Source organism: Lysinibacillus sp. NPDC094177 (genome assembly GCF_050279145.1).
Lineage (GTDB): Bacteria > Bacillota > Bacilli > Bacillales_A > Planococcaceae > Lysinibacillus.
In genome coordinates, this window is the sequence record NZ_JBNNTW010000001.1 from 94,029 (window position 1) to 106,268 (window position 12,240).

At 34.3% G+C, this 12,240-nt stretch carries 15 protein-coding genes; 3 read left to right on the forward strand and 12 right to left on the reverse strand.

Annotation, left to right across the window (positions count from 1 at the left end):
- Positions 1-434: 434 nt before the first annotated feature.
- Positions 435-731 (forward strand): hypothetical protein, encoded by a 297-nt coding sequence (locus tag ACQKNC_RS00465; protein ID WP_427422950.1) that lies wholly within the window; start codon positions 435-437, stop codon positions 729-731.
- Here the strand turns inward: ACQKNC_RS00465 and ACQKNC_RS00470 are convergent.
- The 5 genes from ACQKNC_RS00470 to ACQKNC_RS00490 all read right to left on the reverse strand — a co-directional run bounded on the left by ACQKNC_RS00470 (position 687) and on the right by ACQKNC_RS00490 (position 3,651).
- Positions 687-1,025 carry a cupin domain-containing protein gene (locus tag ACQKNC_RS00470; RefSeq protein ID WP_427422951.1) on the reverse strand — a complete coding sequence of 113 codons (339 nt, stop codon included), beginning with the start codon at positions 1,023-1,025 and terminating at the stop codon, positions 687-689. The genes ACQKNC_RS00465 and ACQKNC_RS00470 overlap by 45 nt on opposite strands.
- Positions 1,026-1,064: 39 nt before the next feature.
- Positions 1,065-1,586 carry an N-acetyltransferase family protein gene (locus ACQKNC_RS00475; protein ID WP_427422952.1) on the reverse strand — a complete coding sequence of 174 codons (522 nt, stop codon included), beginning with the start codon at positions 1,584-1,586 and terminating at the stop codon, positions 1,065-1,067.
- 15 nt (positions 1,587-1,601) lie between these two features.
- Positions 1,602-2,480 carry a YwqG family protein gene (locus ACQKNC_RS00480; RefSeq protein WP_427422953.1) on the reverse strand — a complete coding sequence of 293 codons (879 nt, stop codon included), beginning with the start codon at positions 2,478-2,480 and terminating at the stop codon, positions 1,602-1,604.
- 142 nt (positions 2,481-2,622) lie between these two features.
- Complete coding sequence (locus ACQKNC_RS00485) at positions 2,623-2,775, reverse strand: YpzG family protein (RefSeq protein WP_082172689.1); 153 nt, start codon at positions 2,773-2,775, stop codon at positions 2,623-2,625.
- An 84-nt stretch (positions 2,776-2,859) separates the two neighbouring features.
- Positions 2,860-3,651 carry a nucleotidyltransferase domain-containing protein gene (locus ACQKNC_RS00490; RefSeq protein WP_427422954.1) on the reverse strand — a complete coding sequence of 264 codons (792 nt, stop codon included), beginning with the start codon at positions 3,649-3,651 and terminating at the stop codon, positions 2,860-2,862.
- 516 nt (positions 3,652-4,167) lie between these two features.
- Between ACQKNC_RS00490 and ACQKNC_RS00495 the strand changes: the two genes are divergently transcribed.
- Positions 4,168-5,856, forward strand: coding sequence for a methyl-accepting chemotaxis protein (locus tag ACQKNC_RS00495; RefSeq protein ID WP_427422955.1), 1,689 nt, complete (start codon positions 4,168-4,170; stop codon positions 5,854-5,856).
- A gap of 312 nt (positions 5,857-6,168) precedes the next feature.
- Here the strand turns inward: ACQKNC_RS00495 and ACQKNC_RS00500 are convergent, their stop codons facing one another.
- From ACQKNC_RS00500 to ACQKNC_RS00520, 5 genes are read right to left on the reverse strand one after another with little or no spacing between them, the layout of a single operon-like run.
- Positions 6,169-6,417, reverse strand: a complete 249-nt coding sequence (locus ACQKNC_RS00500; RefSeq protein WP_427422956.1) for a hypothetical protein — start codon at positions 6,415-6,417, stop codon at positions 6,169-6,171.
- Positions 6,410-6,913 (reverse strand): RNA polymerase sigma factor, encoded by a 504-nt coding sequence (locus ACQKNC_RS00505; RefSeq protein ID WP_427423495.1) that lies wholly within the window; start codon positions 6,911-6,913, stop codon positions 6,410-6,412. Before ACQKNC_RS00505 ends, ACQKNC_RS00500 begins: the two co-directional genes overlap by 8 nt.
- Before the next feature lie 7 nt (positions 6,914-6,920).
- A complete protein-coding gene (locus tag ACQKNC_RS00510; protein ID WP_427422957.1) occupies positions 6,921-7,301 on the reverse strand; it encodes a group-specific protein in 381 nt (126 codons plus the stop codon).
- A gap of 8 nt (positions 7,302-7,309) precedes the next feature.
- Positions 7,310-8,059 (reverse strand): ABC transporter permease, encoded by a 750-nt coding sequence (locus ACQKNC_RS00515; RefSeq protein ID WP_427422958.1) that lies wholly within the window; start codon positions 8,057-8,059, stop codon positions 7,310-7,312.
- On the reverse strand, positions 8,056-8,778 hold the full coding sequence (locus tag ACQKNC_RS00520; RefSeq protein ID WP_427422959.1) for an ATP-binding cassette domain-containing protein: 723 nt from the start codon (positions 8,776-8,778) through the stop codon (positions 8,056-8,058). Before ACQKNC_RS00520 ends, ACQKNC_RS00515 begins: the two co-directional genes overlap by 4 nt.
- Before the next feature lie 266 nt (positions 8,779-9,044).
- On the opposite strand from ACQKNC_RS00520, the gene ACQKNC_RS00525 reads away from it, so the two are divergent.
- Positions 9,045-9,632 (forward strand): hypothetical protein, encoded by a 588-nt coding sequence (locus ACQKNC_RS00525; RefSeq protein WP_427422960.1) that lies wholly within the window; start codon positions 9,045-9,047, stop codon positions 9,630-9,632.
- Positions 9,633-9,901: 269 nt separating this feature from the next.
- Here ACQKNC_RS00525 and ACQKNC_RS00530 read toward each other — a convergent pair whose 3' ends face one another.
- On the reverse strand, positions 9,902-11,005 hold the full coding sequence (locus tag ACQKNC_RS00530; protein WP_427422961.1) for a C45 family autoproteolytic acyltransferase/hydolase: 1,104 nt from the start codon (positions 11,003-11,005) through the stop codon (positions 9,902-9,904).
- A gap of 87 nt (positions 11,006-11,092) precedes the next feature.
- The gene (locus ACQKNC_RS00535) at positions 11,093-11,941 is read right to left on the reverse strand and encodes a MerR family transcriptional regulator (protein ID WP_427422962.1); all 849 of its coding nucleotides are present in this window, start codon (positions 11,939-11,941) and stop codon (positions 11,093-11,095) included.
- Positions 11,942-12,240: the final 299 nt, after the last annotated feature.

Sequence of the window (12,240 nt, forward strand, 5' to 3'; positions counted from 1 at the left end):
TCATCACCATATCATGTGGTTGATTTCCGTTCCGGCTGGGCGCTTTTCTAGGTGCGTCTGGCCCAACAGATGTCTTTTGTGCGAAAGCGAAGCGGCAGCGAAGCGGCAGCAACAACAGGTTTTCGTCTGTGCGAAAGCGTAGCGACAGCAACAATAGGTTTTCGTCTGTGCGAAAGCGAAGCGGCAGCAACAACAGCACGATTTTGGTCACGAAGGCGTTATCACAGGACGTGATGCTTTTAGTCTTCGTTCCTCTATTGCTAATCCCCGTGGAGTCACCCAGCCTTCACTCCAATCAACTAATATAAAATGCATATTTTAAAAAATGTCACCCACAAATTTTGGTGATGAATCAATAAATAGAAAAATTGGAACTGGGTTAAAAAGTATTGATATCAATTATATAACATATGTAAAAGAATGACATCATTTTCGTGCAAGAAATTGCCAAATGGAGTTGGTTTGAGCTACTCCCACTTTGGTTTTGTTATTCTGATATTTTTATCACGATGTTTGATGCTTTACCAGCGATTCTTGTACTTTTATCAGCGATGTTCGAGGTTTTATCAGCGATTCTTGTACTTTTATCAGCGATGTTCGAGGTTTTATCAGCGATTCTTGTACTTTTATCAGCGATGTTTGAGGTTTTATCAGCGATTCTTGTACTATCAATTCAAATATGTAATCTATGCAAGATTGATTTGCTCGGATTGAATGACAAGTGCTGTTAAGCCTGAATTACTACCGGATTCATGCGCCTCTCCTTTTTGCCAAAGAATACCGTCCCCAGTCTTTATCATTTCTTTTTCTTTATCCTCACCGCAAACCCATCCTTCACCCTGAATAACAATAAATAACTGTGGCACAGGCGCATCATGCATCCCAACAACACCACCAGGCTCTATATAAATGAGGCCAATATTTGTAGGCTCCACAGTTTTCGTGATTTTCGTATAAAAAGAATTCATTGATTGATAATTATTAATTTGATTGGCCATCTCTTGTGTGAATTTAAATATTTTCATGTTGTTTGCATGCTCCTTTCTATTTAAAACCCAAAATTATTATTTGCGAACCATTTTATACATTAAAACATCGTCTATATATTCATTGTCATGTAGCTTTATTTCATTTATTTTTCTTCCTTCTTCAACAAATCCCATCTTTTTATAGAGCGCAATAGCCCTTTCGTTTGTTGAAAATACGCCAAGACTAACTTTTTCAATATAGGGGTTATGCTCTGCCCACGATATTACCCTCTCCAGCAAAAGTTTCCCAATTCCTAGACCACGATATTCTTTTAGCACCATCATGCCAAACGTACCTGTATGCGCTAATCGCTTTCGATGTGGTGATTGAAATACAAGCCAGCCAACCAATTTTCCTTGATATTGTGCGATAAAAATTGTTTCACGTTCATTTGCCAATTTTGCTTGTATCCACTGTTTTTGCTCATCGATCGATCGCTGAAATTCTTCGAATGTAGTTATTAAAAAATCTTCTTCTGCTATTACTTCTTTCTGTATTTCTAGCATAGTTGCTGAATCTTCTTCGACAGCAACGCGAATATTAATTTGTTTTTCCATTTCCCCTCACCTCTTTTAAAAGCATTGTAAAACAACCCACGCTTTATCAAATTGTTTATTTTTACAATCTTCCTCACGAATCCAGAAGTACAATCTGCCACTATCGCCCCACATAAACCCTAGATCATCTTCCGAATCAATTTGGAGTAATAACCGCCAATCAGTCGCTCCTTTCTCTAATTCCTTTCGTAAAGGATCGCTATAACCTGTTGAGTCGCCACAATATAAGCCATTTGTCACCAGTTGACATTCCAAATACATGTCGCCTTGAATCGCATCTGGATAACCGTCTATACGATGAGTAGCCCTAGACAAATCATCTACCTCTATCCACTCGTATTCAAAATCTCTATAGCTATCAGCCTCCTCTTCATTTAAAATTTCTTGTAAAAACATCGAGTAAGGCGAATCCCATGATGGAAGTGTCAATTCATTTTCAAATTGTAGCGCTGCGCTGTCGATGTTACCATGCTCGTGTAATGATGCGGGAATTTCCATTCTATTCAGGCTACTAGTCTCTTGAGAGAAATAGAAAACTTTAAAGCCATCACGATCTTTCGGGTCGTATCCCCAAGGTTGCTCGACAGCATCATAGAAAAAAGACAGCACACCATCCGTGGGTAATAAGCTGTTTGTATCGTAAGTTTTGGTTTCTCTTAGATTTAGTTGGCAAAGAAAATACAACGGTCTATTGTCGTTTGTATAGGGCCATGAAAAACCTGATGGTACATCCGGACAGCCACCAATTTTTGAGCTGCCAATCTGAATTTTTTCTTCAGGTATTTGATTCACCATCATTCGAATGGATTCCTTTGCGAAAGTTAATAATTCCTCCGCTCTATGCTCTAATCCAAATTCCTTTAATCCTTTTTTTAGTTTTTCTACGTTGCTCATTTACTTTCCCCTCCTAAAATTTCGTATTTTTTCATATATCCATTTTATCAAAATAAAAACAAAAATCCCGCAAATTAACAATAAACAAAAGAAAAACCCAGAATATGTTCTGGGCTTGATGACACTTACTTTTCTAGCATGATTAAAACTGTCGGGCTTTTGCTTCACTTCTCAAGATACGGTTATGGAGAGTAATCTCCGTTTCACCATTTACTTGAGATTTTGAACGCTTAATCCTTGACCAGTTGCGGTGGATTTTTTGAGATTTTGGGTCTAACTGTTCAAACCTACTCATTTGCCATCCTCCTCATCAATATAGATTTCATAAGTGAAACCTTTTTTAGTATGACCTTACAATTAAAAATTATTCAGTTTTCTATCACCCTTGCCCCCATACTTCTTGCAATGTACTTCTAAATAACCCGTCTAATTTTTGTGTAGGATCATCCACTTTGACATAAAGATTTTTACAGTATGCTTCAATATGCTTTATTTCATTAGCTAAATACTCATTTATTATTTCAATTCGTGGCTCCATATTTAGTTCTTCACCAGTCATTTTTCTCTGCAAAAGCTGCTGAATTTCCGTTTTTAAAGGGCCATCAGAAATTATTTCATTTAGCAATTCCTGAAAATCAATTGGTGGAACCGTAATGTTTTTCTCTATCCATTTACATGCTAAAACTGGTCTTAAGACATAGAAATATTTTTTTATTTTTACTTCTGAGCCCTGTAAATACTCTCGATAATTGTTTTTAGCCATATTTAAATAGTGATATAAGCTTGCAATTGGAGAAAATACTTCACTTTCCAGTAATCTTACCATGTCAATAAATGAATATTGTTGGTCATAAACAATATTGCTTCGTAACCACTCTAAAAGAGGTGGATTACTTTTGCGAAATAGCCTTAATGCTTTTGTTATTTCCCACCCACTAATATCTAACAAATCATTAATAGGTACTTCAATGACATCTCTCTTAGCACCAATTCCTTGAGGGTCGATTGAAAGATACCATTGAGGTTGATGGATATATATGAAACGAACATCATAATCACTGTCCTTGGAAGGAAATCCCCAAGTGCGACTACACGATTCTACTGCATATAAAATTTTTATTTGATACTCTTTTTCAATTTCTTTTAATTTATTTAGTATTATTTCTTTCATTTAATACACCACTTCCCAAATTTCACTATTTAGATGAGGTCTTTAAAACATTTTAAAAACCTTCCATCACAGCCGACTATCTATATATTGCCCTATAAAGGCGATAATTAGGCTCCTCACCAAAACTTGTGCTTGATTTCTGTTCATGACATTACTTTTTTAAAAGTATCTCCCTCTTTATCCTTCATTCCTTTCTTTAAAGAATTTTTTTGTTATAATTCGAATCAATAATCGGGAATATATTCCTTAAAAATAAGTAACAGTTATATCAAAATACCTTCTTAGATATAGTAATTGTATGTAAAAATAAGTAAGAATTCTCTACAACTTAATATTTAATATGATTTAAGTATGATATATACTATAGAATGCGGGAAAATATATTCAATTTATATATAAATTGTAACTATAGAAGGGAAGTGTCAACTTTAGATTCTACACATCTGATCCAACGATTTTACCCATATTCTCATAAAAGAACAACTTAATATAAAAAAGAAGTGGAGAAAAATTACTATGTCTATCAGAAAAAAGCTATATATTGGATTCGGAACAATTATTCTATTTTTATTGATCAGTTCCTCTATAGCCTACTACCAAATGAATAAAATTAATAAACAGTACTCTTTGTTAATTGAGGATCGTGTATTTAAACTTATAGAAGTAAATAATTTACTCAATGCTTCTTCTTTAGAGGCGAACTATATTCGTTCTTATATTATCGAACCGAGTGACACAGCCATTAAAAATTTAGAAGATCAAGAAAAAATTATCAACAAAAAAATAGAGGAACTTGATAAACTATTCACTAGTCAAACGACACGAGATCAATTGCAAATTATTAAAACGAACCAAGCCATTTTCGAAGAAGCAGCAAATGAAATTATCATTTCATATAACAAAAAAATTGATTCACAAGCTATTATTGATATTATGAGAAAAAAAGGACGCCCTGCAGGTGAAGCGATTCAACAAGCAGTTCAAGAAATTGTCATTTATCAAACTGAACAAGTAGATAAAGTAAAAGCCGAGTCGTCTAAAACGGCACAGGTAAGTTCAATAATCATTATTATTTTCGCTATTGTTTCTACAATTTTTGCCTTATTGATTGCGTTATTAATTACACGGTCTATTACAATTCCAGTTAATAAACTAGCAGCCGCGGCAAAAGTAATTGCTAACGGGGATTTACGGCAAGAAGACGTGGAAGTGAAGACAAAAGATGCAATTGGAAATTTAGCGGCTTCATTTAATTTAATGAAATCCAATTTACACTCACTAATTAATAATGTTTCTACAAATGTAGAGCATACTACTTCTCTAGCCGAGGAATTAGCAGCAGGTACTGATGAGGTATCTCTTTCTTCCAACAACATTGCCAAACGTATAGAAATAACGGCAGACAGCGTTAGCCAAGCAGCAACAACTGGACGTGATTGCTCTATTGCCATGGACGAAACAGCATTCGGTGTTCAACGCATCGCTGAAGCAACACAAGCACTCCACACGAAAGCTGCCGATACACAGTCTATTGCAAATGATGGTGGGGAAATGTTAAACACGACTGAAAATCAGATGATGATTATTCAGCAATCCTCTCATGAGACAAACGAACGTATCAAACAATTTAGTGCTCAATCGGCTGAAATCGAAAATATTTCGAAAGTCATTACCAACATTTCTGATCAAACAAACCTACTTGCACTCAATGCAGCCATTGAAGCGGCACGTGCAGGTGAGCATGGACAAGGCTTTGCTGTTGTTGCAGATGAGGTGCGTAAGCTAGCCGAAGAATCGAAAAAATCTGCCAATCAAATTGTCGGCTTAACAACGCTTATTCAGCAAGATACAAAAGAAGTAGAAAAAGCGGTAAGCGTTACAGTGCAAAATATTGATGAAGGCGTTGCTTACGTTAAAAATGCACAATCTGCCTTTACTGACATTATGAAAGCAATTGAAGATATGGCATCTCAAATTGAAGACGTTACTGCTTCTACACAGCAAATTTCAGCAAGTACCGAAGAGGTTTCTGCATCCATCAACGAAATGTCTTCTACGGCAAATAATGCGGCTGAACAATCTGAATTGATAGCAGCTACCATTGAGGAGCAAACAGCAACTATTCACGAAATAAGTGTTGTTGCAAAATCCTTAAGCGAAGATGCAACGGCCCTACAAAAAAAGATAAGTAAATTTGATGTCTAATCATCAAAGAAAGTAGCTATAAATCTAAGACTGGGACATAACTGGTTCAAACCTTAAAAAGCGCGAGAAAATCAATTTTTTTAAAATTAATTTCTCGCGCTTTTCTGATGTGAAAATTTTTAATTTTCTTTGAAAATATACTATGCCCCCTGCCTCTTTTCCTCCACTCCGATCAACTAATATACAGGGCATATATAAAAAAAAAAATATCATCCACAACTTTTGGTGATGAGCCGATAATTAGTATTTTATTCATTAAAAATACCACAACCGAATGATTGTGGCAGTGAGAAATTTAATAGTTAATAAAATTTATTGCAATAAAATTTGGAGAATTGTAATAAATACAGCCGCGACAATGGGCACTATTTTCAAAGAAGTGTAGCCGATTGAAGATGTACATATTGGCTCTAATGGATCCTTTGTTGGTGATGCTAAATATTGAAGAAAACGTTGCCAGCGACTTTTCTTGTATGTCATTAGCTGCTTGGGAATCTCCACTTTATCGTGATCTAAGCTGTCTTTTAACCATTGTTCCTTTTGAAATTCATCCTTAAGCATTGAAATCCTCCTTTAGCTCTTCCTTTAAAGTTCTTATCGCATTATGTAGCCTTGATTTAACTGTGCCAAGAGGAATGGACAAAATTTGTGCAATTTCCTCCTGTGGCAAATCATGATAGTAAACAAGCAAAATAACTGCTCGTTGCTTTTCGGGTAATTGAAGTATCGCCTCTTGTATCGTTAATTTCTCATCAGCAGACATTCGATGACTTGACGTTGGTACTAAAAACGGGAAGAGCGTGCGCCATTTTTTACGTCGATTCAATTTATTAATCATTAAGCGATAAGCGATTTGAAATAAAAACGCCTTAACCGTCCCCTTTTGCTGGTCAAAATCTTCTTTTATATATTGTAAACGCTCAAAGGTATCTTGCACAATATCAATGCTCAGCTGTTCTTCCCGAGTATAACGAAATAAAAAGCAGTACAAAGGCTCATACAAACGACTATAGAGCTGTTCGAAGCCCTCGACATTGCCGTTTTTATAGGCCTCCATCCACTCCTCATTGCTTATCATCTAGCTCATCCCCCCAATGAGCCTTAATGGACTTCAATGTCATGGACACACGTGAAACTAAATATATGACTATTACAATGACCCATGCTTGCGATTGATTTGTAAAAAACTGCACATATGGATTTTCAATTGTTAGTGAAAAAAACAAAAGCATATTTAATGCCTGCACACAAAGTATTGTGTAGATGGCTATAACGAGCGTTAAAGTATCAAATACATTCCAACGTAAATAAATGGTTGTTTTTTTATAATTAATTTTTCCATTTTCGCGAACTACATATTTTTTATTCATCGGGATTGTAATTCCCAAAATAATAATACTCCAAACGCCAACGACAATAATAGATACAATAAATCCAATTCCCATAAAATCACCTACTGACTGCTATATACTTTTTTAGCGATGGCTGCTAACACCATGCTAATAACTGCTAAAATTATACAATATTGATATTGCGGAAGCCATGTTTCGTTAATTAAATTCAAGTACATTTGCAAGCTATCATTTAAATAAAGCATTGGATTCCAGATTAAGAAAATAAAATAATCCTGTGGATTTTTCTCCGCAAGCGTTAAAAACATCGTTGTCATCGTTACTGAAAACATGAATAAAATCATAATAGTCACTAACATACTTTGAGCTACTTTCTCGTTTTTAAATAGACCTGCCAAAATAAAACTCAATGGATATAATGCCAATAATACAAAATTACTCATTAAAATTATCATCAAAAAAGAAGTAAGAGAAATATCAATGATGAAGGAATAGCCAATGAGAAGTAGCACTAAAAATACATTTAATAATGCAAAGACACCAATCCCCATTCCGATATAATAAGTTAATGGCTTAACGCCTGTTCGCTGCACCCATTGAAGGGTTTTATTGGCCTTCATATCTGCTAAATAGATTGTAGCACTAGAAAAAGAAAAGAAGAAAATTAGCATTAATATAGACATTGGTAAAAACTGACCTTTAATCATAAAATCTATCGGATCTCCAGCCACTATACTTTTACAAATCACTGAAGTAATCATAAATATAAAGGCTGGCAACAAATTTCCAATAATCATTCCTGGATTGCGGATACTTTCTAACATATACATGCGTGCAATTTGTTTAATCATCCCGCTTTTCCTCCTAAAATTTGGCCTGTCACTTCATAATAAAGACCTTCGATTCCTGGCAATTTCGCGTCTGTGTATTTTTGATAGAGTTCATCCTGTGTGCTATTTTCAATAAGCTTCCCGTCTTTTAAGATCACTACATAATCAAATAACGGTTCTAACCCTACCACCTCATGACTAATAATGATGATCATTTTGTTACGTTGATGAATTTCTTGTTGTAAGTAAAACATCAATTGCTTTTTCTTTGTTAAATCTAAATCAGCAAACGGCTCATCTAATATGATGATTGGTTTATTTAATAAAAAAGAAAGGAAGATGGAAACTGCTTTTCGTTGACCGCCTGATGCATTTTTCAATAAGATGTGGTCATAAGTAGGTAACCCAAATATCTCATATAGCTCTCCCAAATCATTTTTATTGTTGGTCAATGTAGTAAAAAGAGCCATCACTTCACGAATTTTCAGATGCTGATAACTCGAAAAAAATTGATACTGCAGCGCAACTTGTTCATGCACATGTTGGGACGAATCATTGAATAAAATAGAACCACCATCAGGTTTTATATCTCCAGCTATACATTTTGATAATGTAGATTTACCCGCTCCATTCTGACCTAATAACAAATAACAATATCCCATTTCAAATGTGGCCGACACACCATCCAAAACGATCACACCATTATATTTTTTCACAATATCCTTCACAATAAGCTCCAAAATAAACCCTCCCTTTTTTAAATGTTCACTGACTATACAAACGGGGATTGCAAAAGGTTCATTTTATTTTAAAAAAATGAAATAAAATTATATGTTCCTATAAAATGATTTTTTATGTAAAATTAATAATTATTGGTAATTAAGTAAAAATAAAGTTGTGTAATCCTAACACGGCTTCTACTGACGACGTTCGCTGAGTGGTTAGACCAATTTTTTCTTGTTTTTACTTCACGATTAATAGAATACTAATTAAGGGAGTTACTGAAGTGAGCAATTTTGAAGAACTTAAGTATTTTTTAGGACCACATTTTGGTCCAGAGATAGGCTGGGAGCTAATCGAATACGCTGTTATTGATCATCGACAATTAAGTAAAAAAGAACGATCCAAATTCAAAGAAGAGCTCCTTTATATGAAGAAACTGTTAGAACAAAATCAATATGATAAAATACAACAAATTATTGAGAAGAATGATTTAGAAGATACCAAGCTTTGTAATATTGAAAAAATACAAAGATTTATTGAAGAGGTTTTACCTATTATTGAGAAATATGAATATAAGAAAGGTATCCCTTATGTCCCTTTTAAAGCTTTAAACTATCTGTTTGATACAATTATTATCCCAACTAAAACATTTTTATCTTTTGACTTTATTGCTATATATATCAAAAAAGAAGGAGATACATTTATACATCATATCTTGCAAGATTTACAATATGTAAAAAAAGCCTTTGTGGAGAAAGATGAAGCTAAGATTCAAAAGTTACGAAAGCTTTCCAAAGAAAAAGGGGTTAATATTTTAGAAACACAATATCGTGATGAATTTATCCAAGTAGTAACGAACGAATTAAGTTAATAAACAAGATAAAGAGAATTGACTACAAATGAAAGCACTAAATATCCCGTTCATCCCTCAAAATATTCGATCCATAAAGTATAACTTCAGTTAGTTAATAGTAATTTTTCTACTTTATAATAAGTAAAGATAATAGAGATTTTGCGCTTTAGTGTAAATGTAAACACCGAGCACCAATGTGTACTTCTTTCTCTTTTCACTATCGCATCCTGTATGATTGTTTGGTACATACAAAAAGACCTCTCACCAGGGAAAGGTCTTTTTGTTGTTTAAGATTTTATTATTTTCCAAAATTCTGTTCCATAGCTTTTATTATTAAATTCAACAGGCGTTTGTGTTTTCGCAAAGTTCTCGCCAACGTCTATTTTGTTTACCTGATTTTGTAATGGTGAGCCAAATGAAAACTCCATTTGCAAATCAGTAAGGTTAAATAAAATTGAATGTACTGTTCCAAAGCTTTCTTTGTAATTATGGACGGATAACCCTTTAGGGAACTCTGTTAAAAGAAGTTCTTGGATTTCATCAATGGATCTTTTTCCACTTTCCTTAAATTTCGCCTCTAAAATATCATATCTTAATTGAGAATGCTCGAGTTTGCCATGCTCCATTTCTTGTATTGCGGAAAATAGTCCATGATTAGTCGCAATAAGATAATCTAGTTCAGCACGTTTAACTTCTTTTATTCCGTCGTATGTTCCAATCAAAGCCGCGTCACCAGTTGCATCAGCAATAAGTAAATTCATATTCGTTCCTACTGGCATATTGTTAACCATATATATTGCTTCTTCTACATTTTCACAGTTTTCTAATAGGGCTCTAACAATAACCATAAACTGTAACCCTGGTACTACTGGTGGTCTCATACCAGGATATTTGCCAATGGGCATACCACAAGATGCATATGCAACACATAGCCCCTTCTCATTTAAGCCTTCACTTCGACCGAATGTAGAAACTGAAAATCCTGTATGAGTAAATTTCCCTTCGACGTCTGTTGTACACAAACGCATATCTGAAATACCAGGTGATAGATCATAATTTCTTAAAACATATGTTTTACCATCTGCCATTTTTCCAGGTAATATAGCCCCTAAACTACATCCCCCAGGAATTAACCACGCATTTTGATAATAATTTAATTGTTCGGGCTCATAGCCAAAGCCGTCCGCAAAGCCTTCTAATTCTTTATTTAAACCTGGGCAATACTGCTCAATTTGTGCTTTCATTTTAAAATAAGCGTTGTCAGAAGTTAAATTTTCCGTAAAGAATAGCGATTTCGCAAAAGGGTTTTTTTGATATTCTCGCGCTTGTTGTTGCCCAATCTCGTACGAACTACCTTTAAGAAATGCAAACTGTCCTGTATTTGTTTTCATCGATATACCCCATTCTATATATTAGTAGCAAGATATTTCTTACCTTGCTAAATACAGAATAAAGTCTCCATCTACTGGAGAGTTTAGCTAGTTTCTTACTTTCACAAAAACTTTCGTCAAAAAATCATTTGGATGTAGCTCAATATTTGGTTTAATATTAATTGGATTTACGACTTCAGTTGGTATTAACCCCTCTATGTATTGCTCCATAAACATCCCTTCTACCTGAAGTGATTGCTCAGTAAGCCATTCCTGCAAGCGACTATAGCCAAAATGTAGCTCTGAATACGGTCCTTTTACATCTATACAAGCATACTTGCCTTCTGATATTACTTTAATGTGCTCCATCTGTTGCGTTCCTTTTACTGGTAACAGCAGTTCAACATCTGCTATATTTTGGTTACTGTTCTGTTGGTGGAGAATTGCAACAAGCTCACCATCTATCTCAAATTGATACGCATATATTCGTTCAAATAATTTTTGTACTAGCTTATCCATTTCAATAATATGTATCTTTTCACGGATGGAGAGCACCTGTGTTTTTGGTCGTTCTTCTATGTAACAACTTGATAATATTGGCTTTGGATTAAATGTCTCTTTGTCCCTTATAGAATTTTTTACTTGGACAATATTTTGAATTTGTTCAGCGATTATTTCTTGTTGGTGCTCTAATTCCTGAACTTTTTTATTTAATCTTGCCTCTAAATCTTGCCTATTATTTTTTCCGTTAATAATCTGTTCAATTTCTTTTAATGAAAATTGGCAATGTTTTAGAACCTGTATAGTATTCAGCTCTTTCATTTTATCGTAATCATAATAACGATAGCCTGTCACTTGATCTATAAAGGATGGTTCGAGTAACCCAATATCGTTATAATAACGAATGGTTTTTATAGGAACATTGCACAGATTCGAAAACTTTCCAATGCTATACATAATAAAACCTTCTTTTCAAATATTGTTGAAATCGATTAACGACTTAGTTATTACTATATCGAAATATAGAAATGTGGTAAATGTTTCAAATTTAATGTTCATTATCATAACATGGCAAACATTTTGACGAGTGTCCTCCCAAGCCCAAAAAGAGTATACTCTGATTTGAGCATACTCTTTTTGTTAAATATTATTTATGAGCATTTCTAATACTTACTGCAATGAATGATTGCACTGTTAGTTCGTATGTGAATTTCCCTTGCTTTCGCGGGTATTCGCCCTCTTCGCGCAGGTACTTA